Here is a 25,962-nt window from a genome sequence, read left to right on the forward strand (position 1 = left end):
GTCGCGCCCGTTTCGTTGGTCGATCCCTTTGCCTGTGCATGGAGAGGTGGTGTGACGCTTTGCGGCTTCGCGGTTCGGCCGCAGGACACTATGATCCAGGTATGAGCGAATCAAAGGCATTCATCTCGGGCTGCAAGGGCCTTCTTCTGACGGCGGAAGAGCGCAGTTTCTTCGCCGGCGAACGCCCCTGGGGCTTCATTCTCTTCGGCCGCAACATCGGTGAGAAAGAGCAGATCTGCGATCTCGTGGCGGCCCTGCGGGACAGCGTCGGCAATCCGAAAGCGCCGGTCCTGATCGATCAGGAGGGCGGCCGTGTCCAGCGCATTCGCCCGCCGCTCGCGCAACAATATCCGGGCGGCTCGGCCATCGGCGAGATCTACCGGCAGGACAATAAGATGGGGTTGCGCGCGGCTTGGCTGCTCGGACGTCTCCATGCGTTCGATCTCCTGCGCTTCGGCATCACGGTGGATTGCCTGCCGGTTCTCGACGTGCCGGTGCCCGGCAGCCATGACGTCATCGGCAATCGCGCCTATGGACACGATCCCGCGACCGTGACGGCAATCGGGCGGGCGGTGAGCGAGGGCCTGAAAGCGGGCGGCATGCTGCCGGTGATGAAGCACATGCCGGGCCATGGCCGCACCTTCGTGGATTCGCATCACAATCTGCCGGTGGTCAACGCCTCGCTGGAAGAACTGAAGCGCGTCGACTTCCAGCCTTTCGCCGCCATGAAGGACGAGGCGATGGCAATGTCGGCGCATATGGTGTTCACGGCAATCGATCCGGAAAATCCGGCGACGACGTCGGCTAAAGTCGTGCAGGAGATCATCCGCGACTATATCGGCTTCGACGGCCTGTTGATGTCCGACGACGTTTCCATGAACGCACTTGCCGGGGACATGACGACCCGCGCCCGGGGGATTATCGGCGCGGGCCTCGATCTCGTCTTGCATTGTCATGGCATTATGGAAGAAATGAAGGCCGTTGCCGATGTCGTACCGGTTCTTTCGGGCGAACGGCTGCGCAGGGCCAGGGCGGCCGACGCCGCCTTCCGGCAGCCTGATGGTTCGGACGAAGACTTGTTGCGAGCGGAGTTCAATGCGATGTTCTCGCTCGCCTGAGGCGGAATGAGAAAAGGCGGCTCCGACCGCGGCGAAGGGCATAGTGGCGATGGGTTCTGACGAAAGGCAGGGACAGCCTGTGGCAAAGGCGCCGATGGAGCCTTTGTGGCAGGAGGAGTCCGCCGATCGCGGCTTGCACGAGGAAGAGCTCGTCGTCGACATCGGCGGCTTCGAGGGTCCGCTTGATCTGCTTCTCCATCTTGCCCGCAGCCAGCGCGTCGATCTTTCCCGCATCTCGGTTCTGGCGCTTGCCGAGCAGTATATCGCCTTCATCGAGCGGGCCCGCTCGATCCGCATCGAACTTGCCGCCGATTACCTCGTCATGGCGGCGTGGCTTGCCTATCTGAAGTCGCGCCTGCTGATTCCCCAGCAGCCGAAGGACGAGGGCCCCTCCGGCGAGGAGATGGCTTCCGCCCTCGCATTCCGGCTGAAGCGCCTCGAGGCGATGCGCGATGCCGCGACGCGGCTGGTCAACCGCAACAGGCTGGGTCGCGACGTCTTCGCGCGCGGCGCGCCCGAGCACCTCGTATCGGAGAGAAAGTCCGATTACGACGCTTCGCTTTACGACTTGCTGACGGCCTACGCCACGCTCCGGCAACGCCAGGCGATAACGCAGGTTACGATCGAGAAGCGCCATGTCTGGTCGCTTGCCGATGCCCGCCTCATCCTCGCCCGAATGGTCGGCAGCCTCGACGACTGGACCGCCCTCGACCATTTCCTCATCCGCTACATGACGGGCCCGAAGGAGCGCGCAACCGCCATTGCGAGTTCCTTTGCCGCGTCGCTCGAACTGGTGCGGGAAGGACGGTTGGAGATCCGGCAGGACGCCGCTTTCGCGCCGATCTATTTGAGGCGCGGGCCGAAGCCGATCGATGCCGCAACCCTGGCGGAAATGGAGGCGGCGCGTGGCTGAGGCACAAAAATACTTGCCCGGATTACCCGATGACGAGGGGGACCTCGAGGAGGTGTTCATCGATCCAGGGCTCGCGGAGGAGGCGGAGCGCATTGCCGAAGCACTCGTTTTCGCATCGGCGCAGCCGATTTCCGAGACCTATATCGCCAGCCGGATACCCCGCGGGGTCGATGTCGGGCGGATCATGTCGCGGCTCAAGGCTTCTTATGCGAGCCGCGGCGTCAATCTCGTGCAGGTCGCCGACCATTGGGCCTTCCGTACCGCGGCCGATCTCTCCTTCGTCGTGCAGACGGATGAGCAGGAAGTCAAGAAGCTCTCCCGCGCCGCGCTCGAAGTGCTGGCCATAATCGCCTATCACCAGCCGGTGACGCGTGCGGAGATCGAGGACATCCGCGGCGTTCAAACCTCCAAGGGCACGCTCGATGTGCTGATGGAAGCGGGCTGGGTGCGTTTTCGCGGCCGCAGGCGCACGCCGGGGCGGCCGGTGACGTTCGGGACGACGCGGGATTTCCTCGATCATTTCGGGCTGGAGGAGATCCGCGATCTTCCGGGCATCGAGGAATTGAAGGGCGCCGGGCTCCTGTCCGGTCGCGTTCCCTCCAACCTGCATATTCCGGTGCCTGTCGGCGAGGACGAACTTTCCGACAATGAGGATCCCATCACCCAGATGGACCTCGAGGAACTGGGCCTCTTGACTCCGAAGGCTGAAGAAGACGATTAGAAATCCTGAGTAGGTGTATCGGCTTTAAAGCCGCTGTGCCGCCGAAGGCCTTCGGTTCAAGGAATGCAGGTATGGTTTCAGACACGCTCAACGGCGCCGTTGCGACGACGAGACGGTCGGGAGTGTCGTTTGCGGCAAGCCTTGCATTCGAAAACATCAGCCACCGATATCATTCCAAGGACACGATCAAGAACGTCTCGCTGACCGCCGAGGCCGGCGAGGTGCTGTGTCTGCTCGGGCCCTCCGGCTCCGGCAAAACGACCTTGCTGCGGATCGCGGCCGGCATCGAGATGCAGACCGGCGGCCGGCTTCTGCTGAACGGTCGGGAAATATCGGGTCCTTCCGTTTTCCTTCCGCCGGAAAGGCGTGGCGTCGGGCTGATGTTTCAGGATTTCGCGCTCTTTCCGCACATGACCATTCGGGACAACGTCTGCTTCGGGCTGACCGACCTGCCGAAAAAGGAGGCTTTGATCCAGGCGGATGCAGCGCTGGATCGTGTGGGCCTGTTTCATTACGCGGATCGCTATCCGCATGTGCTTTCCGGCGGCGAACAGCAGCGGGTGGCGCTTGCCCGGGCGCTCGCCCCGCGGCCGGCGGTGCTGTTGATGGACGAGCCTTTCTCCGGCCTCGATTCGCGCCTCAAGGACTCCATCCGTGCCGACACGCTGGCCATCCTGCGCGAAACGCGGGCGACGGCGATCGTCGTGACCCACGACGCGGAAGAGGCGATGCGCATGGCCGACCGGATTGCGCTACTGAGGGATGGCTGCTTGGTTCAGGTCGGCACCGCCGACGAGCTCTATCGCAAGCCACGCAATCTCTTTGCCGCCGGGTTCTTTTCCGAGATCAACGTGTTCGATGCGCGTGTGCGCGGCGGCCGCGTCGAAACGCCGCTCGGCGGCGTGCCTGCCGCAGAGTACAACGAGGGGCAGCACCTGAGCGTGGCGGTGCGGCTCTCCGGTGTTCAACTGAAGCCGGAGGGCGGCGACATCCCGGCACGCATCCTGTCGCGGCGTTTTCTGGGCGTCGTCGAGCTCCTTGAACTCGCCGTGCCGCAGTCGGAACGCACGGTGCGGGCCCGCATCCGCGCCGATCTGTTGCCGCAAGGATTGCGTGACGTCACGCTTTCCGTTAACGAGCGCGACATATTGGTGTTTGAAAAAGACGCCTCGACATCTTAGGTTCGGTCAGAACGACGCCGTGCCTTTAAGCGGCGCCTGAAAAATGACAACGTGATGGCTTTAAATCGATAAAGCCTCGAGGGAGTAAGTGGATGGGTTCGTTTAGCATCTGGCATTGGCTGATCGTCCTGGTGGTCGTGCTGCTGTTGTTTGGCCGCGGCAAGATCCCGGAACTGATGGGCGATGTTGCCAAGGGCATCAAGAACTTCAAGAAGGGCATGACCGACGAGGACGCCGCCTCGGCCGACAAGACGATCGACGGCAACACCGTCGAGCACAAGTCCGACGAAGTCCGCTGACGATCGAAGATGGCGGGATCGGGTGCGGAGGCGCCCGATGAGCCGCATTACGGGTTTGTAGGGCGCGTCGGATGCTTGATATCGGCTGGACCGAGCTTGTTGTTATTGCAATCGTCTTGATCGTCGTCGTCGGACCGAAGGACCTGCCGCCCATGCTGCGGGCTTTCGGGCGGATGACGTCGCGGATGCGGGGCATGGCCTCCGACTTCCGCCGCCAGTTCGATGAAGCGTTGCGCGAAGCCGACCTCGACGAGGTCCGCAAGACGATCAGCGATGCGCAAAGCCTCAACCCGACGACGGCATTGCGTGACGCGATGAACCCGCTGCGGCAGCTCGGCAACGAGATCAAATCGGACCTGCAGCGGGCGACGACGCCCGACACCCCGGCTCAACCTGCAACACCCGAGCCGCCGGTGACGCCCGAGGCTCCAGTCGAGCCGGCAAGTGCGACCGCTGCACCTGCCAAGCCCGTCGACACGGTGGCGGCCGCCGCGGTCGGATCGGCCTCCCGGCAAATGGAACGTGTGGCGGCGGAAGAGGTCAAGCCGGCGGAGGCGAAGGCTGTCGAGGCGACGCCGAAGCGCGCCGCCAAGCCCAGAGCGCAGAAGGCAACCGTCAAGGAATCGCCGCTCGAAGGAGTCGCAAAGAGAACCGCGTCTGCGTCTGCGCCGAAGAAAGCGACCGCCCGGAAGACCGAAGGCGAGGGCCCGACCGCTGTCAAGACCAAGAAGACAAGCGCATCTTCGCGCAAGATAAAAGGTGACGCATGAGCGGCGACATCGAGGACAAGCCGCAGCCGTTGATCGAGCACCTCATCGAGCTTCGCGCGCGGCTGATGTGGGCGGTCGGCGCGTTCTTCGTCGCCTTCCTTGTCTGCTTCTACTTCGCCAAGCAGCTGTTCAATCTCCTCGTCCTGCCGTTCAAGTGGGCGGTGAACTGGGCCGGCCTCAGCCATCGCAACGTCGAACTGATCTACACCGCCCCGCAGGAATTCTTCTTCACCCAGATCAAGGTGGCGATGTTCGGGGCGCTGGTGATCGCCTTTCCGGTCATCGCCTCGCAGGTTTACAAGTTCGTCGCGCCCGGTCTCTACAAGAACGAGCGGGCGGCCTTTCTGCCGTTCCTGATTGCCTCTCCGGTCCTTTTCCTGCTCGGCGGCGCGCTGGTCTATTTCTTCTTCACCCCGATGGTCATGTGGTTCTTCCTGGCCATGGAGCAGGGGGGCGGAGAGGGGCAGGTGGCGATCCAGCTGTTGCCGAAGGTGTCGGAATATTTGAGCCTGATCATGTCGCTGGTGTTCGCCTTCGGGCTGGTGTTCCAGCTGCCGGTCGTCACCACACTCCTGGCGCGTGTCGGCTTCGTCACCTCGCAGGGTCTTGCCGAGAAGCGCAAATATGCGATCGTCATCGCTTTCGTCGTCGCCGCCGTGCTGACGCCGCCGGATCCGGTTTCCCAGATCGGTCTTGCGCTGCCCGCCATCCTTCTCTACGAGATTTCAATCTATACGGCGCGACTCGTTGAAAGACGGCGGGAAGCTGAGGCGCTTGCAGGCGAGTCCGCCTCTTCGCAGGAAGGTTCTTCGGGGACGGTCGGGCCAGCCCAAGGCTGACTTTCGCGCGCCGTGACCTACAGCGCCGTGCGTCTCTCAGACACGCAAAGGTCGCTCGTAGCACTTTGAATTGCTGCATGTCCTTGTCCTTAAATCGGGATCGATTGAAGGAGACACGCAGTAGACCAACGCGTGGGAAGACTATGCTCGATATCAAATGGATTCGTGAGAATGCTGGCGTGCTCGACAATGCCCTGGCGAAGCGGGGCGCGGCGTCGCTTTCCGCATCGCTGATCGCGCTTGACGAGCGCCGCCGCGCGATCCTTCAGTCGCTGCAGGAGATGCAGTCGCGCCGCAACGCCGCCTCGAAGGAAATCGGCGCGGCGATGGCGCAGAAGAACAGCGAACTCGCCGAAAAGCTCAAGTCCGAAGTCGCCGAACTCAAGGACGCCCTGCCGGCTGCCGAAGAGGAAAGCCGCCGGATCGAAGCCGAGCTCACGGATATCCTGTCGCGCATCCCGAACGTGCCTCTCGAGGACGTGCCGGTCGGCCCGGACGAGAGCGGCAATGTCGTGAAGCGGGTCGTTGGCGCCAAGCCGACCTGGAACCATAGGCCGCTCGAGCATTTCGAGATCGGCGAAGCGCTGGGTTTCATGGATTTCGAAGGCGCCGCACGCATTGCCGGCGCGCGTTTCACGATTCTGAAGGGGCAGCTTGCTCGCCTGGAGCGTGCCCTTAGCCAGTTCATGCTGGATCTGCACACCGGCGAGCACGGCTATATCGAAGTGCAGCCGCCGCTGCTCGTCCGCGACGATGCCATGTACGGGACCGGCCAATTGCCGAAATTCGCCGAGGATCTCTTCCGCACGACGGACGATCGCTGGCTGATCCCGACCGCGGAGGTTCCGCTGACGAACATGGTGCGCGAGCAGATCCTCGAGGGCGAGAAGCTGCCGCTGCGCTTCACGGCTCTGACGCCGTGCTTTCGATCGGAAGCGGGCTCGGCCGGGCGTGACACGCGCGGCATGCTGCGCCAGCACCAGTTCAACAAGGTCGAACTGGTGTCGATCACCGACGCCGAGACCTCGGTCGATGAGCACGAGCGGATGACGGCCTGCGCCGAAGAGGTGCTGAAACGGCTCGGGCTGCACTACCGCGTGATGACACTCTGCACCGGCGACATGGGCTTCGGCGCACGCAAGACCTATGACCTCGAAGTCTGGCTGCCGGGGCAGGATACCTATCGGGAAATTTCGTCCTGCTCCGTTTGCGGCGACTTCCAGGCACGCCGTATGAATGCGCGCTATCGCACCAAGGAAGAGAAGGGCACGAAGTTCGTCCATACGCTGAACGGTTCCGGCGTGGCCGTGGGCCGTGCGCTGATCGCCGTCATCGAGAATTACCTGAATGACGATGGCTCGGTCTCCGTGCCGGAGGTTCTCGTTCCGTATATGGGCGGTCTTCGACGCATCGAGAAGGCGGCCTGAAGCGCGAGCAAGCGAGAGACCGGCATGCGAATCCTGCTGACCAATGACGATGGCATTCATGCCGAAGGGCTCTCCGTTCTCGAGCGGATCGCGCTGACCATCTCGGACGATGTCTGGGTCGTCGCGCCGGAAGTGGACCAGAGCGGCCTTGCCCATTCGCTGACGCTCTCGGAACCGCTGCGGCTGCGCCAGGTTTCCGAGAGGCGTTTCGCACTCCGGGGAACGCCGACAGACTGCGTGATCATGGCGGCGCGGAAGATACTCGATCGCAAGCCGGATCTCGTCCTCTCGGGCGTCAACATCGGCGCCAACCTTGCGGACGACGTCACCTATTCCGGCACCGTGGCCGGTGCCATTGAGGGCACGCTCCAGGGAATCCGGTCGATCGCCGTCAGCCAGGCTTACCACCATGCCCTCGGCGGCGCGGTTTCGTGGAATGTGGCCGATACCCACGCGCCCGCCTTGATCCGCACCCTGATGAATGTCGAGCTTCCGGACGGAACCCTCCTCAATGTGAACTTCCCCGATTGCGCGGCCGACGCCGTGGCGGGCGTGGAGGTGACCTCACAAGGCAAGCTCGAATTCGGCCTCAGCATCGACGAGCGTATAGACGGTCGTGGATTTCCCTATTTCTGGCTCCGCTTCGGCGAGCGATCCGGCGACTTCCGCTCCGGAACGGACATTCGCGCTTTGCGCGAAAACAGGATCTCGGTAACCCCGCTTAAACTGGATATGACCGACTATACCGTCCAGGAGCGCATTGCGCGCGCACTGCGGGAAGGGACAGGCGCTTGAACGGACGCGTTTCGCAGCAGGAAGGCTTTGCAGCGATGGCGCTGCGCCTTCGTTCCGCCGGCGTGGTCAATCACGATTTGCTCAAGGCCGTCGAGCAGACCCCGCGCAGCAATTTCTGTCCCCCGCAGTACCAGGACGACGTCTATTCCAAGCGATTGATACCGCTCGACTGCGGTTCGTTCATGGAAGGCTGCGACTTCGCCGTCCGCCTGCTGCATTACCTGAATATCAAGCCGGGCCAACGCATTCTGGAGGTGGGGACAGGCAGCGGTTTCACGGCGGCACTGATGGGGCGTATCGCCGAACGCATCCTGACGATCGATCGGTATCAGACACTGGTGAGTTCGGCGCAGAAGAACCTCGAAAAAACCGGCATCCGCAATGTCGTCGTCAGGCACGCGGATGGTAGTTCCGGGGTTCCGGGCGAGGGAACGTTCGACCGAATTCTCATCACCGCCGCCTTCAACAGCCTGCCCCGAATGTTTTCCGATCATCTGGTCTCCGGCGGTACGCTGCTGGTGCCGATCATGATGAGCGAAACGCAGTGCCGCATCGTGCGCGTCAGCCGGACCGGCAGCCGCTTCGATCGCGAAGATCTGTTCGACGCCCCCTATCTTCCGATCGTGCCGCAACTCGCATCGTTTCTCTGACGCGCCGATGAAGCAGGCCCGGCGTTGCAGCGGACGCTGATTCTCGGCCGCCCGTGCTGGACGTAGGCATCGCCTGCAACCTCCCGTCAGACGGGAACCCCTTTCAGAACAGCCGATTAACGAATTCTTAACGAAATCCAGCTTCGCGCAAGCTTACGCCCGTAGCCCGGAAAGGCACGATGGCTGAAAGCACCTTTGCCCGCGCTTGCGCGTAGATCCGCTCCATCGTGTCAGTGACGGAGACGATGGATGGAGATTGCGAACAGGCTGACTGCAGCGACAACCGGTGACGGTTTGGGCAATCTCGCCGGCCGTCCCGCCGGGCAGGTTGTCTCCGGAAGCAAGGACGACGGCGCGGTCCAGGCCACGCCGGCAAGCTTCTTCGATCCGACGCCCCGCATTTCGCTGTCGGTCGACGCGCTGCTCTATCTGAGCCGGACAAGAAAGGCGCCCGAGAAACTGCCGCCGCTGACCAGGGACGAGTGGAACAACACGCTTTCGCCACAGCTGGCTGCGCGCGAATATCAGGCCTTTGGGAAGCATGCCGAGACCGGCGACTACAAGGCCTATTATAGTGCCTTCATCGACTACTACGACAATCTGCGTCCGGAGGACCAGAACAGCCTGCGCTACTTCGGTACGCGCGAGGCGGCCGTGGCCGGCTTGCGGTCGCTTGAATACGATGCCGAAAGCGGATTGGAAACGGGCGGAAATTTCGAAAGGCTCGTCAGCGTCTTCCTGGACCAGGACAAGGCCGCGTCTTCAGTTGACTCCGCCGCCTTGCCAACTCGTGAAACCCCATTTGTCGGTTGGGACGTCGGCAGTATCAGCTACGAAGAGCAACCGCCTGAACCGCGGTCGCTGTCGGAAATCGAGCGCCTCTATTCCGAACTTCTCTAAGCCTTTGCCACAGCTCCTCTTCCTGCCGTGAGGCTTTCACCGCGCGGGCGGCGGACATCATATGGTTAGCATTTCGTCAAATCAGTGCTGCCCTTAACCGGGCGGTAACTCTAATGCGCTTTAATCATTCCACAGCGAGTTGCGTTCGGAGTGGGTAAGCGTCATGCGTAAATTTTCATCTCCCGGTGCAGGGAAATCCTTGATCCGCCTGTGCGGGGCGGTTTTGCTGGCAAGCGTCGCGACCGGTTGCAGCTCCGACGTAAGCCGCTTTAACGGGCTCTTTTCGAGCTCGGATGATATTACTACCAGTGCCATACCGGGGAATGTGCCGCGCGGCGACGTCTCTGGCGGTCAGCCGGCTTCGTCCGCCGGTTCTGGCGGTGGGTCTTATGGTCAAGCTTTCCCGAGCTCCGGCCAGAGCGCGTCCTACGATCCGATGAGTACGGCGAGCACGCCGGTTTCCAGTGCCCGGGCCGCTTCGACGCCGGTCAGCGTTCAGCGTACCGCCCTGGCAGAGCCGGCGCCGGCCGCACCGCGCCAGCCGCAAGCGCTTCCCGCCGCCCGCCAGGCGCAGCCCGCACTCGCCAAGGCCGAGGCGCTGCCGGCGACTTCCGAGCGGACTTCGAGCAAAAGTGGCTGGACGACGGCGAATGCGCCGACGATCATGGTTCGTCCCGGCGATACGGTTGCCGCTCTGGCTCGCCGCTTCGGCGTCCCCGAGAAGGAAATCCTCAAGGCGAACGGCTTGAAGTCGGCCAGCCAGGTGGAGCCGGGGCAGCGCCTGATCGTGCCGACCTTTGGCGGTGCGAGCAGTGCCGCGAAGGCCGCAGCGTCTGGTTCCATCGCCGACTTCGAAGGCGGCAAGAGGCAGCCTTCGCCGTTGCCGGCCGACCAGCGCGAGATGGCAATCCTTCCCGGCCAGCCCCAGTCCCGCGAAAAGAGCGAAGGTCGCAACGATGTCGCCGCGGGCAAGCTCAACAACGCCGGTGCCGGTGCCGGCTCGGATGGCGGCTATGCGGTCAAGCCGGGGGATTCGCTGAACAAGATTGCCAAAGCCAACGGCGTGTCGGTTGCGGCCCTGAAGCAGGCAAACGGCCTCACGGCGGAAGCTATTCGCGTCGGCCAGAAGCTGAAGCTGCCCGCTGCCGGAGCAGCGGCGACCGATGCAATGGTCACGGCCTCCGTTCCGGCGAAGACGGAGGTGGCATCGCTCGAACAGGGCAAGCCGGCGGAATACAAGCCGCCGGTCACCAAGGAGAGCGTGACGGACGTCGCAATCAAGACCGATGTCGATCAGGAGTCTCCGAAGTCGACCGGCATAGGCAAATACCGCTGGCCGGTCCGCGGCGCGGTGGTTGCGGGCTATGGTGCAAATGTCGATGGCAACCGCAATGACGGCATCAACATCTCGGTGCCGGAGGGTACACCGATCAAGGCGGCCGAGAACGGCGTGGTCATCTATTCGGGCAGCAGCCTCAAGGAACTGGGCAATGCGGTCCTGGTCCGCCACGACGACGGGACGGTCACGGTCTATGGCAACGCTTCGCAGCTCAAGGTACAGCGCGGCGAGAAGGTGCAGCGCGGTCAGACCCTTGCCGCCTCGGGCATGACCGGCAAGGCCAGCCAGCCGCAGGTTCACTTCGAGGTGCGCAAGAATGCGACCCCGGTGAACCCGTCGACCTTCCTCGAGTAGGCGTCCGTCCGATCAGGCCGTCTCGTCCAGTTGGCGGCGCAGGCGGCCAGCCAGATCCTGAATGAACTGCCAGGCGACGCGGCCGGATCTCGATCCCCGCGTCGTCGCCCATTCGAGGGCCTCGGCGTGAAGCGTCTCGGGTTCGACGGGCAGGTGGAAATAGCGGGCATATCCGTCGATCATGGCCAGATAGTCGTCCTGGCTGCACTTGTAGAAACCAAGCCAAAGTCCAAACCGGTCCGACAGTGAGACCTTTTCCTCCACGGCCTCCGAAGGATTGATGGCGGTCGACTGCTCGTTCTCCATCATGTCGCGCGGCAGAAGGTGCCGGCGGTTCGAGGTCGCATAGAGCACGACGTTCGCCGGGCGTCCCTCGACGCCCCCGTCGAGAACGGCCTTCAGCGACTTGTAGGACGTATCGTCGTGATCGAAGGATAGGTCGTCGCAGAACACGATGACCGGCATCGGGGCTCGCCGCAGGATGTCCATCAGGGCGGGGAGGGACGCAATGTCCTCGCGATGCACCTCGACGAGCTTCAGGCCGCTGCCGGTATCGCGCGCCACCTTCGCGTGGACCGCCTTGACCAGCGAAGACTTGCCCATGCCGCGTGCGCCCCAGAGGAGCACGTTGTTCGCGGGGTAGCCTTCGGCGAAGCGGAACGTGTTGTCGACGAGAATATCGCGGACATGGTCGACACCGGTGATCAGCGACAGATCGATGCGATTTGGCCTGGCCACCGGCTGCAAATGGCGGGTGGCGGGAGCCCAGACGAAGCACTCGGCCTCGGCCCAGTCGTTGTCCGCTGCCGCGGGTCCGGCGATGCGGTCGAGCGCTGCCGAAAGCTTCTGCATTTCGTTGATCAGAACGTCGAGCTTGCCTTCGCGCATCTGCATTTCTCCGGGAATCTTGGTCTGCAGCCCTGGCCGATGCCCTGACGGAGCATACCGAGCCATTGCAATTGCTTGATTTATCGGGCCGCTTCTCCTCCGGCCACGACGATTTTGTCGGTAGCACGGCGGTTTGCGCTGGAAAAGCCCGGCTGCACGCCCTGAAGGGGTTCTCCTGTTGCGGAAATTATGTCAGAGGCAGGAGCAACGGAGAAGGGTGCCGACATTTGTGTCGTGGGATTGCGTCCCTATATTCCCGACGGATTTCGCGCGGGCAGGTAACCGCGTGGGTTGAACTCAAGGAGTGATCGATGTTCATTACCGAAGCTTTTGCGCAGACTGCCGCGCCCGCCGCCGGCGGGGCCGACATTTTGATGTCCATCCTGCCGTTCATCCTGATTTTCGTCGTCATGTACTTCCTGATCATTCGCCCGCAGCGTGCGCAGATGAAGCGTCGCGAAGAGCTCTTGAAGAACATCCGCCGCGGCGATCAGGTCGTTACCGGCGGCGGTATCGTCGGCAAGGTGACGAAGGTGGTCGACGATGCGGAACTCGAAGTGGAGATTGCCGAAGGCATCAAGGTCCGCGTGGTTCGCAGCGGCATTTCCGAAGTTCGCGTGAAGGGTGAGCCTGTCAAGGAATAATCCCACCTGCCACGACCGGCCGGGTGTGGCGATGGAGCATCTTAAGGCATGCCCAAATTCTCGCCGTTGAAGAACACCCTGATCTGGCTGGTCGTTCTGGCCGGTTTCGCCTTTGCTTTGCCTAACATCGTTCCGAGAGAGCAGCTTGCCGGATGGCCGGCCTGGCTGCCGCATCGGCCGGTGCCGCTCGGCCTCGATCTCAAGGGCGGGTCCGACATCGTGCTCAAAGTCGACCGCGACAGCGTCGTCGCCGACCGCCTGGAGGCCACGATCGCGGCGATCGCCCAGGCGCTGAGGGACGCCGATATCGGCTATACGGGCCTTTCCGGCAGTGGCCAGGAAATCCAGTTTCGGCTGCGCGATACATCGAAGGCGTCGGCTGCGCGCGAGGCCCTCAGCGTCCTGACCGCGCCGGTTGAAGCGCCCAACCAGGCCGGAAGCGTCCGGGAATTGATCGCCGAGGAAACTCCGGCACAGGAGCCGCTTCGGCTTCGGCTGACCAATGAAGGCATCGATTTCCGGCTGTCCGCCGCACTCACCCCGGCGATCGAAGCGGTGCGCCGTCGCGTCGGAGAGGTCGGGGCGGTGGAGCCGGTGATCCGGCGCCGCGGCAACGACCGCTTGAGCATTCAGATTCCCGGCTTAGACGATCCGCAACGGCTCAAGGACCTCCTGGGCCAGCGCGGCAACGTCGCTTTCCGCTGGCTCGATCCATCGATGCCGCCGCAGCAGGCCCTCGACACACGGCCGCCCGCCGCATCGGAGGTACTCTATTCGCTGGACGATCCGCCGGTTCCCTATCTCGTCGAAAGGCAGGCCTTCGCCTCCGCCCGGGACTTCGCCGATGCGCAACCCGGGCTTAATCCGAAGACCGGTGAGCCCGTCGTCGATATAAAGCTGACGGCCGACGCGTCCCAGCGGCTCGTGTCGCTGTTGCAATCCGCTTCCAGGCGACAATTCGCCATCGTGCTCGACGGACAGGTGGTCTCGACGCCCGCGCTTGGCGACGTCATTGAAGGCGATATGGTGAGGCTCTCCGGCGACTTGTCGGAGGAGGGCGCAGAAAATCTCGCCGCTCTGCTGCGAGCCGGGCCGCTTCCCGCCTCGCTGACGGTCATCGAAGAGCGCACTGTCGGCCCGGAAGTCGGAACGGACGCCATTGCGAACGGCCTTGCGGCCGGAGTGGTCGCAGCAGCCGCGGTCGCCGCCTGCATGGTCGGGTTCTACGGCTTCTTCGGCCTTGTCGCGGTGATTGCGGTGATCGTCAATGTCGTGCTCATCGTCGCGGTGCTGTCACTCCTGGGAATCACGCTCACGTTGCCGGGGATCGCAGGGATCATTCTCACGATCGGGGTCGCGGTCGATTCGAATGTGCTCATCTACGAGCGGCTGCGAGAGGAGGCGCGCATCAGCAGCGAACCCCTGCGCAAAGCGCTCGACAACGGCTTTTCGCGCGTATTGAGGAGCATAGTCGACGCGAACCTGACGATGCTGATTGCGGGCGCCATACTTTTCCTGCTGGGCACCGGGGCGATCAGAGGATTTGCGGCGACGCTTGCGATCGGCAGCGTAACCACCATCCTGACGGCGCACAGCCTGACGCGCCGGCTTATCCGCGGATGGTATCGCCGCCGCCGGCCGAAACATCTGCCAAGGGGCATTCGCACAGGCTTCTTTGCCGAGGCCGATATCCGCTTCATGGCGCTGCGCAACCCGGTCTTCGTCCTGATGGCGTCGCTCTCGCTCGCTTCGCTCGTCTTGCTTGTGAGCCTCGGCCTCAACATGGGTGCCGACTTCAAGGGCGGTTCTCTCCTGGAACTCCGGGCAAAGCAAGGCACTGCCGACGTCGCGGACCTCCGCGCCCGCCTTGACGAGCTGAACCTCGCGGAGGTTCAGCTTCAGGAACTCGGCTCGGCGCGGGATATCCTGCTGCGTATCCCTTCACAGGAGGCGGGCGACAACGCCGATCAGACCGCAATGGGGCTGGTTCGCGCCGAACTCGAGGACGACTACACCTTCCGCCGAGTCGAGGTCGTCGGCCCGGCGGTTTCCGGAGAACTGACCCGCGCCGGCACGCTCGCCGTCGCCGCGGCGATACTCGCCATCATCCTGTATGTCTGGCTGCGCTTCGATTGGAAGTTTGCTGCCGGCGCCGTCATCACCACGCTGCACGACGTGCTGCTGACGATGGGCTTCCTGGTGCTGACCGGAATCGAATTCAATCTCGCCAGCCTCGCTGCGCTTCTGACGATCGTCTGCTACTCGCTGAACGATACGATGGTGATTTACGACCGCGTCCGGGAGAACCTGGCGCGCTATCAGCGGATGTCGCTTTCGGTATTGATCGACACATCGATCAACCAGACCCTGTCGCGTACCGTGCTCACCGCCATGACGACGGCACTGGCCCTCGTTGCGCTTTACCTGTTCGGCGAAAGTCGCCTCGTGCAGTCCTTCAGCGCCACGCTCCTCTTCGGCGTTGTCATCGGGACGATTTCGTCGATCTATATCGCGGGGCCGGTGCTCATTCTCTTCAACCGCCGAAACAATCGCCTCGGCGGGGCGTTGGGAGGACGCGGAACGACGACGCAGGACACCGCAACGGGTGCGGCCTGATGGCAAAGGGAATCGAAATGCGCGAAGCGCACTTCCCGGGACGTGCGCCGATCGACGCCTACGGCAACGGCGGCTTTCGCTTCGCCGACATGTCGCACCGCGGATCGGTGCTGATGTTGCCATCCGGCATCTATGGCTGGGACGTTGCCGAGGGCGACCCGCTGACGATCGAGAAGTTCCGGCGCGTGCTTGACGAAGCGCAAGCGATCGAGGTCCTGCTTGTCGGAACCGGGCGTGAAATCAGACCCTTGCCGGCAGATCTGAAAGCAACATTGAGAGCCGCCAATATCTCGTCCGATCCGATGAATACCGGCGCAGCGGTCCGCACCTACAACGTCATGCTGGCAGAATCACGCGCCGTCGCCGCAGCACTGATTGCGGTGTGACCGATTATCGAAGGAATCCCAGCGTGCAAGAGCCCGATGCCCAGATCCTCGCGACTCTGCGGGATACCGATCGCGATCGCTACCTTGCATGCCTGCTCGCCCCCCCGGAAAAACGGCATTCACTTGCCAGTCTCTACGCCTTCCACGCCGAGATTGCCCGCATTCGCGACGTGGTACACGAGCCGCTCCCCGGCGAAATTCGGCTGCAATGGTGGCGTGACCTGCTGGAAAACCGATCGGGGGGTGAGGGCCACCCGCTGGCGGGGGCGCTCCTCGGCAGCATTGACGAGCATCGTCTGCCCGTTGGCGTTCTGCAGAACATGATCGACGCGCGGCTTTTCGATCTCTACGACGATCCGATGGAGGACACGACGGCGCTAGAGGGCTATGCGGGCGAGACGGCGTCCGCACTCATTCAGCTTGCCTCATTGATTCTCGACCCGACGAGTGCTGCACAGTCTGCGGATGCTGCCGGCCACGCCGGCGTCGCGCAGACGATCGCCGGCCTGTTGCTGCTCCTGCCGATCCATTCCCGGCGGGGCCAGGTTTATTTTCCCACCGACCTTCTGCGCGCGACCGGGCTCGACAGGGAGATGCTGCTTGACGGGCGCGACGAGGCCGCGATCGGCAGGGCCGTTCGCGCGCTCTGCGGGCTCGGCCGGGATCACCTCGCCAAGGCGCGCAACAGTTTGAATTCAATCTCTCCTAAGAATTTCCCGGCCTTCATCCCCGTCGCTCTCGCCGAGCCGGTGTTCGATCGTGCCGAGGCTGCCGGAGCCCGGATCCTCAAGCACTCGATCCAGCCGCCCCAGTGGCAACGGCAATGGCGGATGTGGCGCGCAAGCCGCCGCCGCCGTTTCTGACGGATGTCCCTGTTCAAGCTGGCGCAAGCCTCGAGCGATAAAGATTGAGCCTCACGGAATTCTGTCGTCCGAAAGGGACGGATATATGCTCTGGTTGATGCTCATCGCTCTGATTGCGGTCGTCGGTGCGTTCTATGTCTGGATGAATGCGCGCGCCGAGCGCGACGCCGACAACCCCGACACAGGTTCCGCGATGGTCGAGTTTGGCCGCGCCTTTCCCGATGAGGCAATCCGCGCACTGCATTCGACCATTGACGGCAAGGCCATTTTTCTTCGTCTGCATCACGGCAAGGCTGGCTTCATCCAGTCGCACGGCACGCACTATGTATGCCACGTGATTCATCCCGGTAAGCTGCGGGTGAACAACTCCGAAAGCGGGCAGGGGCTAATCGTCCATTTCCCGGATTTCGCCTATCTGGACAATAACTTCGAATTTCGAATGGCCGCCGAGGCGGCCGAGGTCTCGCTCTGGCTGCTCGGCAGCTTCAACCCGAAATCCGAGATCGACGCACCGGCGGAAGGCAGTGCGGCGGCTGGGACGATCGACTGAAACGCTTATGCGGTCTCGCGACCGAGCCAGTCGGCGCAGTCACCGAGCGCTCGTGCCGCCGTCGCCTGCTTCTTGGCGAGCGCCTTTTCCTTGCCGCGGAAGCGTTTGGCGCCTTCAGGCCTGGTGAGGGCGCCCGGCTCCAGCGGCGGAAAGAGGCCGAAATTGATGTTCATCGGCTGGAACGAGCGCTTGCCGGGCTCGTCGTCGGAAACGATGTGCCCGCCGGTGATGTGATTGAGGAGCGCGCCGAAGGCCGTCGTGGCCGGCGGCAGCGACGGCGCTTCGCCCTTGCGCTCGGCAGCGGCAAACCGCCCGGCGAGAAGCCCGACGCTGGCACTTTCCACGTAGCCCTCACAGCCGGTGATCTGGCCGGCAAAGCGAAGACCGGGGCGGGATTTCAGCGTCAGCGAATGGTCTAGAAGAGTCGGCGAGTTGATATAGGTGTTTCGGTGCAGGCCCCCGAGCCTGGCGAATTCGGCGTTCTCGAGGCCCGGGATCATCCGGAAGACGTCCGTCTGGGCGCCGTATTTCAGCTTGGTCTGGAAGCCCACCATGTTGTAGAGCGTGCCCAGTGCATTGTCCTGGCGCAGCTGCACGACGGCGTAGGGCTTCACCGAAGGGTTATGGGCATTGGTGAGCCCCATTGGCTTCATCGGGCCGTGACGCAGCGTCTCGCGGCCGCGTTCCGCCATGACCTCGATCGGCAGGCAGCCATCGAAATAAGGCGTGCCTTCCCATTCCTTGAAGCCGGTCTTGTCGCTGGCAATCAGCGCATCGACGAAGGCGTTGTACTGCTCCTCCGTCATCGGGCAGTTGATATAGTCCTTGCCCGTGCCGCCGGGGCCGACCTTGTCGTAGCGCGACTGGTGCCAGCAAATATCCATGTCGATCGTCTCGGTGTAGACGATCGGCGCTATGGCATCGAAGAAGGCGAGCGCGTCGGCGCCGGTTTCGCGGCGAATCGCCTCGGCGAGAGCGGGAGCGGTCAGCGGACCGGTGGCGACGATCGCGAGGTCCCATTCGCTCGGCGGCAGATCACTGATTTCCTCCCGGACCAGAGAGATCAGCGGGTGGCTTTCGATCTGAGCGCTGACCGCCTGCGAGAAGCCGTCCCGATCGACCGCAAGCGCGCCGCCGGCCGGCACCTGGTTGCGATCGGCGGCCTGCATGATGAGCGAGCCCGCCAGGCGCATTTCCGCATGCAGCACGCCAACGGCATTGCTGGTTGCGTCGTCGGAGCGGAAGGAGTTGGAGCAGACGAGTTCGGCGAGACCGTCGGTCTTGTGCGCGTCGGTGCCGCGCACGCCGCGCATCTCGTGCAGAATGACCGGCACGCCTGCCTCGGCGATCTGCCAGGCGGCCTCCGAGCCGGCAAGCCCGCCGCCGATGACGTGGATGGGCGAATAGGGAGAGGTAGTCTTGTTCATGCGCGGCTTCCTACCACAGCCATCCCGCGCTTCCAACAAAAACGGCGCCCGCGGGCGCCGTCTTTGAAGTAGAGGTCTCGTTCCGCTTAGCGGAAGGAGCGAGCCGCGATGTTGCGGATATCGTAGCGGGTGATGCCGATATCGCTCAGCGCGTGGTTGGACAGGCCGCCGAGTTCGGCGACAGTGCGGCGGTAATTGATCCAGCTTTTTGCAAGACGAATGGGGTTCATGGTCGTTTTCCTCAGATCGGTTTGTCGCGACAGCGTTTTGTCTGCGTCGTTGAGGTTCTTATACGCTTGTCTAATTGGAAGGTGGAGTGCAAAGAAAATGCATCTGCTATGCATTTGTGCACTGCATCGATGATTTGCTGTGCAGTGGATCGGCGGAGCCCGAAAATGCATCATCTTTCAAGCGGCGGTTACCGCCAATCCTGTCGCTGTAGCGCGTTGTTTCGCCGCGGTTTTCACGGACACTGCGCTTGGGACGCGGGCTGTTCGAACAAGGCTTCTCGGTCGGCTATCTTGCGGTGCGAAATGGGTGTGCCGAACGGACTAACTTCAAGGAGACATGCAGCAGGCAGGCAAACGAAAAACGCCCTCCGGGCGAGGCCGGAGGGCGTTACAAAGAGCAGCTATCTGTCGCTTACTTGACAGCCTTGCGAGCAACGTAGGGAATGTCAGCGCGGCCGATGCCGAGGTCATTCAGCTCACGGTCGCTCATGCGGCCGAGCTCGTTGCAGGTCTGACGATACTTGCGCCAATTGTTGAAAGAACGTGCGAGGTTCATGATCCTATTCCTTTCAGGGTCGTTCGCCAGCGCTCCATCTCTCTTGCTGGCCATCCATCTTATGGCCAGGAATATAATCGATTTGAGCTCCGAGAACAGAGACGATGCTGCATCGCACCCATGCAGGTTTTGCAATCCTCTGCCGGCCGTTAATCCAGTCTTAACTTATGGGTTCTGACGGGGCGTGCTGACGCCGCGTCAGGTGTGGCGGCAAAGATCGAAATGCTGATCGCGAGGCGCAAAAAACAACGCCCGCTGGGGGAGGAGATCCAGCGGGCGTTGCCTGTTCTGATTGGCAACTGGGAGGAGGAGTGTCGCCAATCCGTATCGGGAGCGCTGGGAGGAGGAGTGCGCTGCCCGATCGATGATCTGAAGATAGGCTCGCACCCCTAATTTGTATAGGGACACTGCGGAATTGCACATATGCGCCTGTTGCATGACTGGAACGGCTGCCTGGCAGAAATGCTTCAATACTGTGCAACCACGCTCAGCGTGGCCCCAGAAACGTGAAGAGCGTTCGCAGTCGCGAAAACGACCAACGCCCGCCGGGGGAGGAGGTCCGGCGGGCGTCGTTAAGGTGATTGGCAACCGGGAGGAGGAGTGTTGCCAATCCTATCGAAACAGCGCTGGGAGGAGGAATACGCTGCTTCGAATTCCGTCGAGCTTCGGGTCTTTCCGGACGTCCCGGCGGCAGACCAACCGCGGGCGGCTTTGTTTCTTCACCGCCGCCTCTTAATATCTTGAATATAGTGGGGCCGAACGCCTTTGTGGTGTGCGATATCAGCATGGAAGATCTGCATCTCGCGCAAATCCGCGCTTGCGGGGGGGAGAACTCGCCGCTTCTTGCATCCGCAGGGTGTTGAAAATGGTGCCCGGTGAGGGACTCGAACCCCCATGCTCTCGCGCTTGGACCTAAACCAAGTGTGTCTACCAATTCCACCAACCGGGCAACGGAGGTGCTTGCGAAGCCTGTAGAACAATGACGGGCATTTTGGCAAGCCTTTGCGCGGAGACGAACGGGGACGCTCTGCCTTGGCTGACACCTCACGCGGCCGGCGCAGCGCACCGGAAATGCTTGCCATTCGCCGCCTATCGGGTGTATTTGGCGCCCGTGACACCGCGAAATACACCATGACGTCGTGATGCCCTGTCGAGAGCGACGTGGCGGTCATGACAAGTGATTGGGTTCACTGGCGCGTCGATCGACATTGCGTGGCGGTGATTTGGTCTGAGACAGGATCAGTCTTCCAATCGCATCGGGTCAATATCCCGGCCAGATGTCGGTATTCGACGGTAAGGAGGGCGGGCAGAATGCCATTTTGCTTGCAAAACGGCTGCGGAATTGCGTAAAGCCACTCCCGGCAAATGGATCGGCTCAAGTGCTCGCCAGACCTTTCGGCGCAAGAGCACTGTCAACGTGAAGTGAAGGTTTGAACATGCAGGTTATCGAAACGCTCGCTCAAGGGCTGAAGCGCGAACTCAAGGTCGTAATCCCGGCTGATGAAATGGAAACTCGGATGAACGAGCGTCTGGCCGAGGTGAAGGACCGTGTCCGCATCAACGGCTTCCGCCCGGGCAAGGTGCCGGTTGCGCATCTGAAGAAGGTCTACGGCAAGTCGATCATGGCTGATCTCGTCAACGAGATCGTTCGCGAAAAGCCGACCGAAATCCTGACGAGCCGCGGCGAAAAATCGGCCACGCAGCCTGAAGTCGCCATGACCGAGGACGAGGCGGAAGCCGACAAGATCCTCAAGGCCGAAGCCGATTTCGAGTTCACGCTCGCCTACGAGATCATCCCGGCGATCGAACTCAAGGATGCGACCGGCATCAAGGTGACCCGCGAAGTCGTTGAGATCGGCGAGGACGAGGTCAACGAGCAGATCCTGCGCATCGCCGAAAGCGCCCGCACCTATGAGTCGAAGAAAGGCAAGGCAGCCAATGGCGACCGCGTCACCATCGATTATCTCGGCAAGGTGGACGGTGTTGCCTTCGACGGCGGCAAGGACGAGGACGCCGAACTGGTTCTCGGCTCCAACCGTTTCATCCCCGGCTTCGAAGAGCAGCTCGTCGGCGTCAAGGCCGGCGACGAGAAGACGATTACGGTCACCTTCCCGGCCGATTATCCGGCCGCCAATCTCGCCGGCAAGGAAGCAACCTTCGACATCACCGTGAAGGATGTTGCCGGCGCTGCTCCGATCGAGATCAACGACGAGCTGGCGAAGAAGCTCGGCCTCGAATCGGTCGACAAGCTGAAGGAAATCGTCCGCGGCCAGATCGAAGGCCAGTACGGCTCGGTCACCCGCCAGAAGGTCAAGCGCCAGCTGCTCGACCAGCTCGACGAGCTCTACCAGTTCGAAACGCCCGAGCGCCTCGTCAGCGCCGAATTCGACAACATCTGGCGCCAGATCAACACCGACCTCGAGCAGGCCGGCAAGACCTTCGCCGATGAGGACACCACGGAAGAGGAAGCCCGCGCCGAATACCGCAAGCTCGCCGAGCGTCGCGTTCGCCTCGGCCTCGTCCTCTCCGAAATCGGCGAAAAGGCCGGCGTCCAGGTGACCGACGACGAAATGCAGCGCTCGCTGTTCGAGCAGCTGCGTCAGTTCCCCGGCCAGGAAAAGCAGATCCTCGACTACTTCAAGAACACGCCCGGCGCCGCCGCTTCGCTGCGCGCGCCGCTCTTCGAAGAGAAGGTCGTCGACCATCTGCTTTCGGAAGTCTCGGTGACCGACAAGACGGTCTCCAAGGAAGCTCTGATGGCCGAGGACGAAGCCGAAGACAAGCCGGCCAAGAAGGCGCCCGCCAAGAAGAAGGCGGCTGCGAAGGCCGAAGCCGGCGAAGGCGAAGAAGCCGCAGCTCCGAAGAAGAAGGCTCCGGCCAAGAAGAAGGCCGCGGACGACAGCGCCGAGTAATCGGCACCCTCCAGACATTCAAGGCCGCCTCCGGGCGGCCTTTTCATATCGGCAAAAGGAAAGCCGCCGAATTCGGCGGCCTGACCGCAAGGCCGTGGCCAGAGCGCAAGCGCTGTTCTGGCCCCATCTTCCCGTTCTTTGTTTCTGTAACGTCTCCGCACTCTTCCCGGCGAGGCGATGAAGCTGTAGGGTGGCAGAACGTGCGCCCGACCATCCCACCGGAGGCTACGTATGGCCGAGGTCTTGTTGTTCCACCATGCACAGGGGCTGACCGCGGGTGTGCGCGCGTTCGCCGACGACTTGCGGGCCACCGGTCACATCGTGCACACGCCGGACCTGTTCGACGGACACACGTTCCAGAGCATTGATGAGGGTCTTGCCTACATCGGTGAGATCGGATTCGACGACATGCGGGAGCGCGGCGTGCGCGTCGCCGACGAACTGCCTCCCGAGCTTGTCTATGCCGGGTTCTCGTTCGGTGTGCTGCCGGCGCAGAAGCTGGCACAGACACGGCCCGGAGCCCGCGGAGCCCTGCTCTTCTACTCTTGTCTGCCGATCAGCGGCGAGTACGCCTTCGGACCTTGGCCAGACGGCGTCGCGGTCCAGATTCACGGCATGGAAAACGACCCGATCTTCGTCGGCGAGGGCGACATCGACGCCGCGCGCGAGATCGTGGAGAAGGCCGAGGACGCGGAGCTTTTCCTGTACCCCGGCGATCAGCACTACTTCGCCGACAGCTCGCTCCCGTCATATGACGCGGATGCGACGACACTCCTCACCATCCGAGTGCTTGAGTTCCTGGATCGCGTTTGATCCATGCCGGCGTATTGGCTCGAGCTCAGTGCCGAAAGGTGGGTCCCGCAACTGCGCTTATGCCAGACCTACACGGCTTTGATCTCGCCCATCCGGTTCCACGCGTCGAGCCCGGCAATCTTGTAGGCCTCCGCAAGCGTCGGGTAGTTGAACGTGTTCTCGACGAAATATTCGACGGTGCCCTTCAGGTTCAGGACCGCCTGACCGATATGGACGAGCTCGGTGGCGCCTTCACCGATGATGTGCACGCCGAGCAGTCGCCGGGTCTTCAGCGAGAAGATCATTTTCAGCAGGCCCGCATCGAGCCCCATGATGTGCCCGCGCGACGTTTCGCGGAACCGGGCTATGCCGCATTCATAGGGGATGCCGCGTTCCTTGACCTCCTCTTCGGAAAGCCCGCAGGTGGAGATTTCCGGCACGGCGTAGATGCCGTAGGGGAAGTATTTCTGCGGCTCCTTGGCAATCGCGCCGACGGCGACGCGCGCCGCGACGCGGCCCTGTTCCATCGAGGTCGAGGCGAGGCTCGGGAAGCCGACGACGTCGCCCGCTGCATAGATGTTTGCTACGGCAGTCTGGAATGTCTCCGGATTGACCTTCAGGCGCCCGCGGCTGTCCGCTTCGAGACCGGCAGCCCCGAGATTGAGCGCGTCTGTTGCTCCCATGCGGCCGGCGGCAAACAGCACCATTTCCGTGGTGATCTTGCGGCCATTGTCGAGTGTAAGCATAACCTTACCGTCATCGAGCCGCTCCACCTTCTCGGCTTTCTGGCCGAGATTGAGCTTCATGTTGCGGTCCCGTAGCTGATAGGTGAAATCCTCGACGATCTCCTTATCGATGAAGTCGAGCATGGTGGCCTTCGGGTCGATCACCGTGACCTGGGTGTCGAGCGCGCTGAAGATGGTTGCATATTCGATGCCGACGACGCCGGCGCCGATCACGACCAGCGAACGCGGCAGATTCTCGATATCGAGGAGCTCGTCGCTATCGACGACGGTTTTGCCGTCGAACGGTATGTAATCCGGTCGTACGGGTTTCGTGCCGACGGCAAGCAGAATGCTGGTCCCCGAAACCTGCATGCTCTCGCCGTCATCCTTGATGATTTCAAGGGTGGTCGGATCGACGAAACTCGCCTTGCCGCGGATGTGCTGGACCCGGTTTCGCGCGAATTGATGCTCGAGGACTTCCACCTCGTGGTTGAGCGTGATGATCAAGCGCTGCCGCAGGTCCTCGGCGCTGATCTCCTGCTTCACCCGATAGGAACGGCCGTAGAAGCCGCGCTCGCGCCAGCCCGAGAGGTTGAGTGCCGTCTCGCGCAGCGTCTTGGATGGAATCGTCCCGGTGTGGACGGAGACGCCGCCGACGCGTTTGCCCTGCTCGATGACGAGCACTTTCCTGCCGAGCTTGGCCGCCTGAATCGCGCCTCTGCGTCCGGCGGGACCGCTGCCGACGACGATAAGATCGAACTGGTTCATGAACGTTCCCCTGAGCCAAGCGAGAATCGTTTTGCAATGCGGCAAAATTCGCGCAGGGACATCTATATCGTCAATCGGACGGTTTGATGAAGTAGCAATGCCGCAACGATCTGTCCTGGATGCGTCCAGTACCAAATATCGCTATGCTGCTCGCATTCGGCGGCGGGAGAGGGAGGACGGACAGGCATGACGCTCGAGTGGATGAATGGTCAGGCGAACGGCTCCCAGCCCCCCCACGGCGATGGCAGCGGGCATGCGGACGAAGGGACGTCGAGCGGCCGCCCCGGCGTCGTGGCGGCCGCCGTCTACCAGAACGGGCGGCGCCTTCGCGACATCCGCATCGAAGAGGCCGGAGAGTGGCGAAGCCGCGACAACGTCGTGGTCTGGATCGGCCTGCACGAGCCGGACCGGGACTTGTTGCGGCAGGTGCAGAAGCAGTTCGACCTGCACGACCTGGCGATCGAGGACGCCGGCAAGGCGCATCAGCGTCCGAAGCTGGAAATCTACGGCGATGCGATATTCGTCGTGGCCCGCACAGCCCATATGGTCGAAGAGGAGATCGCCTTCGGCGAGACACACCTCTTCGTCGGCCGCGGCTACGTCGTTTCCGTTCGGCACGGCGCGTCGACGTCCTACATGGCGGTCAGGCAGCGCTGCGAGTCTTCCCCGGCCGCGCTCGCTCACGGCGAGAATTACATCCTCTATTCGATCCTCGACTTCATCGTCGACAACTACATGCCGGTCGTCGAGACGATCCACGCGGAGGTGGAGGAACTGGAAGACCGTCTGCTGCGCTCCCGCTTGGCCAAGGCGGATATTGAGCGGCTCTATCTGATGCGGCGCAATCTGCTCAAGCTGCGCAATGCCGTCGTTCCGCTGGTCGATGTCTGCCGCCGCCACGAGCATCTCGAGCTGCCGGGCATGGACGCGGCAATGCAGCCGCTCTTCCGCGATGTCACCGATCACGTTCGCCGCGTCCAGGAGGACATAGACGCGCTTCGCGAGGTGCTGGCCTTCACCTTCGAGGCAAGCCTGATGATCGGCCAGTCGGAGCAGACGGAAATCTCCCGCAAGCTCGCCTCGTGGGCGGCAATCCTCGCAGTGCCGACGGCGATCGCCGGGATCTACCGCATGAATTTTGAGGACATGCCGGAATTGCACTTCCGCTACGGGTATTTCGTCGTGTTGGCGGTGATCTTCGGGCTTTGCGTGACGCTCTATCGGTTCTTCCGGCGTGCGCGCTGGCTTTGATAGCGGGGCGGAGCGGTTCTGGCGCGCTACTGCATGTCTCCTTAAATC

The 25,962-nt window shown here is 62.6% G+C and carries 25 protein-coding genes and 1 tRNA gene; 20 read left to right on the forward strand and 6 right to left on the reverse strand.

The features are described 5' to 3' along the window. Positions 1-101 precede the first annotated feature (101 nt). The 12 genes from nagZ to AU381_RS27225 all read left to right on the forward strand — a co-directional run bounded on the left by nagZ (position 102) and on the right by AU381_RS27225 (position 11,306). Complete coding sequence (nagZ, locus tag AU381_RS27170; RefSeq protein ID WP_064244698.1) at positions 102-1,118, forward strand: beta-N-acetylhexosaminidase; 1,017 nt, start codon at positions 102-104, stop codon at positions 1,116-1,118. Between the two features lie 49 nt (positions 1,119-1,167). Beyond that, positions 1,168-2,031: a segregation and condensation protein A gene (locus AU381_RS27175; protein ID WP_064244699.1), complete on the forward strand. Its 864-nt coding sequence runs from the start codon at positions 1,168-1,170 to the stop codon at positions 2,029-2,031. After that, positions 2,024-2,752, forward strand: coding sequence for an SMC-Scp complex subunit ScpB (scpB, locus tag AU381_RS27180; RefSeq protein WP_082910390.1), 729 nt, complete (start codon positions 2,024-2,026; stop codon positions 2,750-2,752). Before AU381_RS27175 ends, scpB begins: the two co-directional genes overlap by 8 nt. Positions 2,753-2,823: 71 nt before the next feature. Then, positions 2,824-3,933 carry an ABC transporter ATP-binding protein gene (locus AU381_RS27185; protein ID WP_064244701.1) on the forward strand — a complete coding sequence of 370 codons (1,110 nt, stop codon included), beginning with the start codon at positions 2,824-2,826 and terminating at the stop codon, positions 3,931-3,933. A gap of 92 nt (positions 3,934-4,025) precedes the next feature. After that, entirely contained in the window at positions 4,026-4,232 is a 207-nt protein-coding gene (locus AU381_RS27190) for a twin-arginine translocase TatA/TatE family subunit (protein WP_064244702.1), read from the forward strand. 71 nt (positions 4,233-4,303) lie between these two features. After that, the gene (gene tatB, locus AU381_RS27195; RefSeq protein ID WP_064244703.1) at positions 4,304-5,002 is read left to right on the forward strand and encodes a Sec-independent protein translocase protein TatB; all 699 of its coding nucleotides are present in this window, start codon (positions 4,304-4,306) and stop codon (positions 5,000-5,002) included. After that, positions 4,999-5,841, forward strand: coding sequence for a twin-arginine translocase subunit TatC (tatC, locus tag AU381_RS27200; protein ID WP_064244704.1), 843 nt, complete (start codon positions 4,999-5,001; stop codon positions 5,839-5,841). Before tatB ends, tatC begins: the two co-directional genes overlap by 4 nt. 143 nt (positions 5,842-5,984) lie before the next feature. Then, entirely contained in the window at positions 5,985-7,268 is a 1,284-nt protein-coding gene (serS, locus tag AU381_RS27205; protein ID WP_064244705.1) for a serine--tRNA ligase, read from the forward strand. Positions 7,269-7,292: 24 nt separating this feature from the next. Next, complete coding sequence (gene surE, locus AU381_RS27210; RefSeq protein ID WP_064244706.1) at positions 7,293-8,063, forward strand: 5'/3'-nucleotidase SurE; 771 nt, start codon at positions 7,293-7,295, stop codon at positions 8,061-8,063. Further along, on the forward strand, positions 8,060-8,713 hold the full coding sequence (locus AU381_RS27215) for a protein-L-isoaspartate(D-aspartate) O-methyltransferase (RefSeq protein WP_082910391.1): 654 nt from the start codon (positions 8,060-8,062) through the stop codon (positions 8,711-8,713). Before surE ends, AU381_RS27215 begins: the two co-directional genes overlap by 4 nt. 249 nt (positions 8,714-8,962) lie before the next feature. Further along, the gene (locus tag AU381_RS27220; protein WP_064244707.1) at positions 8,963-9,613 is read left to right on the forward strand and encodes a hypothetical protein; all 651 of its coding nucleotides are present in this window, start codon (positions 8,963-8,965) and stop codon (positions 9,611-9,613) included. A 163-nt stretch (positions 9,614-9,776) separates the two neighbouring features. Next, the gene (locus AU381_RS27225) at positions 9,777-11,306 is read left to right on the forward strand and encodes a LysM peptidoglycan-binding domain-containing M23 family metallopeptidase (RefSeq protein ID WP_064244708.1); all 1,530 of its coding nucleotides are present in this window, start codon (positions 9,777-9,779) and stop codon (positions 11,304-11,306) included. 12 nt (positions 11,307-11,318) lie between these two features. Here the strand turns inward: AU381_RS27225 and AU381_RS27230 are convergent, their stop codons facing one another. Further along, positions 11,319-12,194, reverse strand: coding sequence for an ATP-binding protein (locus tag AU381_RS27230; RefSeq protein ID WP_064244795.1), 876 nt, complete (start codon positions 12,192-12,194; stop codon positions 11,319-11,321). A gap of 311 nt (positions 12,195-12,505) precedes the next feature. Here AU381_RS27230 and yajC point away from each other — a divergent pair, with 311 nt between their 5' ends. From yajC to AU381_RS27255, 5 genes are all read left to right on the forward strand, one after another. Continuing rightward, entirely contained in the window at positions 12,506-12,838 is a 333-nt protein-coding gene (gene yajC / locus AU381_RS27235; RefSeq protein ID WP_064244709.1) for a preprotein translocase subunit YajC, read from the forward strand. A 48-nt stretch (positions 12,839-12,886) separates the two neighbouring features. After that, positions 12,887-15,454: a protein translocase subunit SecDF gene (gene secDF, locus AU381_RS27240; RefSeq protein ID WP_064244710.1), complete on the forward strand. Its 2,568-nt coding sequence runs from the start codon at positions 12,887-12,889 to the stop codon at positions 15,452-15,454. Next, complete coding sequence (locus AU381_RS27245; RefSeq protein ID WP_064244711.1) at positions 15,454-15,840, forward strand: Mth938-like domain-containing protein; 387 nt, start codon at positions 15,454-15,456, stop codon at positions 15,838-15,840. Before secDF ends, AU381_RS27245 begins: the two co-directional genes overlap by 1 nt. Before the next feature lie 23 nt (positions 15,841-15,863). Next, a complete protein-coding gene (locus AU381_RS27250; protein ID WP_064244712.1) occupies positions 15,864-16,703 on the forward strand; it encodes a phytoene/squalene synthase family protein in 840 nt (279 codons plus the stop codon). Positions 16,704-16,788: 85 nt separating this feature from the next. After that, entirely contained in the window at positions 16,789-17,253 is a 465-nt protein-coding gene (locus AU381_RS27255; protein WP_064244713.1) for a hypothetical protein, read from the forward strand. Positions 17,254-17,258: 5 nt separating this feature from the next. On the opposite strand, the gene trmFO is transcribed toward AU381_RS27255, so the two are convergent. From trmFO to AU381_RS27265, 4 genes are all read right to left on the reverse strand, one after another. Next, a complete protein-coding gene (trmFO, locus tag AU381_RS27260) occupies positions 17,259-18,680 on the reverse strand; it encodes a methylenetetrahydrofolate--tRNA-(uracil(54)-C(5))-methyltransferase (FADH(2)-oxidizing) TrmFO (protein WP_064244714.1) in 1,422 nt (473 codons plus the stop codon). 86 nt (positions 18,681-18,766) lie between these two features. Next, complete coding sequence (locus AU381_RS31300; protein WP_014328242.1) at positions 18,767-18,910, reverse strand: DUF1127 domain-containing protein; 144 nt, start codon at positions 18,908-18,910, stop codon at positions 18,767-18,769. A gap of 412 nt (positions 18,911-19,322) precedes the next feature. After that, entirely contained in the window at positions 19,323-19,466 is a 144-nt protein-coding gene (locus AU381_RS27730; RefSeq protein ID WP_064506658.1) for a DUF1127 domain-containing protein, read from the reverse strand. Positions 19,467-20,332: 866 nt separating this feature from the next. Then, positions 20,333-20,415 (reverse strand) — tRNA-Leu (locus AU381_RS27265). 487 nt (positions 20,416-20,902) lie between these two features. On the opposite strand from AU381_RS27265, the gene tig reads away from it, so the two are divergent. Both tig and AU381_RS27275 read left to right on the forward strand, forming a co-directional pair. Further along, entirely contained in the window at positions 20,903-22,378 is a 1,476-nt protein-coding gene (tig, locus tag AU381_RS27270) for a trigger factor (protein ID WP_064244715.1), read from the forward strand. A gap of 231 nt (positions 22,379-22,609) precedes the next feature. Beyond that, positions 22,610-23,191, forward strand: a complete 582-nt coding sequence (locus tag AU381_RS27275) for a dienelactone hydrolase family protein (protein WP_064244716.1) — start codon at positions 22,610-22,612, stop codon at positions 23,189-23,191. Between the two features lie 68 nt (positions 23,192-23,259). On the opposite strand, the gene sthA is transcribed toward AU381_RS27275, so the two are convergent. Next, positions 23,260-24,663 (reverse strand): Si-specific NAD(P)(+) transhydrogenase, encoded by a 1,404-nt coding sequence (sthA, locus tag AU381_RS27280; protein ID WP_064244717.1) that lies wholly within the window; start codon positions 24,661-24,663, stop codon positions 23,260-23,262. A 186-nt stretch (positions 24,664-24,849) separates the two neighbouring features. Here sthA and AU381_RS27285 point away from each other — a divergent pair, with 186 nt between their 5' ends. Beyond that, positions 24,850-25,914, forward strand: coding sequence for a magnesium and cobalt transport protein CorA (locus AU381_RS27285; protein WP_064244718.1), 1,065 nt, complete (start codon positions 24,850-24,852; stop codon positions 25,912-25,914). Positions 25,915-25,962: the final 48 nt, after the last annotated feature.

This window comes from Sinorhizobium glycinis, from assembly GCF_001651865.1.
GTDB lineage: Bacteria > Pseudomonadota > Alphaproteobacteria > Rhizobiales > Rhizobiaceae > Sinorhizobium > Sinorhizobium glycinis.

Coding starts and splice junctions, on each gene's coding strand:
- AU381_RS27185 (WP_064244701.1), top strand. CDS start 2,824: ATGGTTTCAGACACGCTCAACGGCGCCGTTGCGACGACGAGACGGTCG.
- surE (WP_064244706.1), top strand. CDS start 7,293: ATGCGAATCCTGCTGACCAATGACGATGGCATTCATGCCGAAGGGCTC.
- serS (WP_064244705.1), top strand. CDS start 5,985: ATGCTCGATATCAAATGGATTCGTGAGAATGCTGGCGTGCTCGACAAT.
- AU381_RS27175 (WP_064244699.1), top strand. CDS start 1,168: ATGGGTTCTGACGAAAGGCAGGGACAGCCTGTGGCAAAGGCGCCGATG.
- AU381_RS27220 (WP_064244707.1), top strand. CDS start 8,963: ATGGAGATTGCGAACAGGCTGACTGCAGCGACAACCGGTGACGGTTTG.
- tatC (WP_064244704.1), top strand. CDS start 4,999: ATGAGCGGCGACATCGAGGACAAGCCGCAGCCGTTGATCGAGCACCTC.
- AU381_RS27230 (WP_064244795.1), bottom strand. CDS start 12,194: ATGCGCGAAGGCAAGCTCGACGTTCTGATCAACGAAATGCAGAAGCTT.
- AU381_RS27225 (WP_064244708.1), top strand. CDS start 9,777: ATGCGTAAATTTTCATCTCCCGGTGCAGGGAAATCCTTGATCCGCCTG.
- AU381_RS31300 (WP_014328242.1), bottom strand. CDS start 18,910: ATGAACCCCATTCGTCTTGCAAAAAGCTGGATCAATTACCGCCGCACT.
- AU381_RS27255 (WP_064244713.1), top strand. CDS start 16,789: ATGCTCTGGTTGATGCTCATCGCTCTGATTGCGGTCGTCGGTGCGTTC.
- AU381_RS27245 (WP_064244711.1), top strand. CDS start 15,454: ATGGCAAAGGGAATCGAAATGCGCGAAGCGCACTTCCCGGGACGTGCG.
- trmFO (WP_064244714.1), bottom strand. CDS start 18,680: ATGAACAAGACTACCTCTCCCTATTCGCCCATCCACGTCATCGGCGGC.
- tig (WP_064244715.1), top strand. CDS start 20,903: ATGCAGGTTATCGAAACGCTCGCTCAAGGGCTGAAGCGCGAACTCAAG.
- AU381_RS27285 (WP_064244718.1), top strand. CDS start 24,850: ATGACGCTCGAGTGGATGAATGGTCAGGCGAACGGCTCCCAGCCCCCC.
- AU381_RS27275 (WP_064244716.1), top strand. CDS start 22,610: ATGGCCGAGGTCTTGTTGTTCCACCATGCACAGGGGCTGACCGCGGGT.
- AU381_RS27730 (WP_064506658.1), bottom strand. CDS start 19,466: ATGAACCTCGCACGTTCTTTCAACAATTGGCGCAAGTATCGTCAGACC.
- nagZ (WP_064244698.1), top strand. CDS start 102: ATGAGCGAATCAAAGGCATTCATCTCGGGCTGCAAGGGCCTTCTTCTG.
- secDF (WP_064244710.1), top strand. CDS start 12,887: ATGCCCAAATTCTCGCCGTTGAAGAACACCCTGATCTGGCTGGTCGTT.
- AU381_RS27190 (WP_064244702.1), top strand. CDS start 4,026: ATGGGTTCGTTTAGCATCTGGCATTGGCTGATCGTCCTGGTGGTCGTG.
- tatB (WP_064244703.1), top strand. CDS start 4,304: ATGCTTGATATCGGCTGGACCGAGCTTGTTGTTATTGCAATCGTCTTG.
- yajC (WP_064244709.1), top strand. CDS start 12,506: ATGTTCATTACCGAAGCTTTTGCGCAGACTGCCGCGCCCGCCGCCGGC.
- sthA (WP_064244717.1), bottom strand. CDS start 24,663: ATGAACCAGTTCGATCTTATCGTCGTCGGCAGCGGTCCCGCCGGACGC.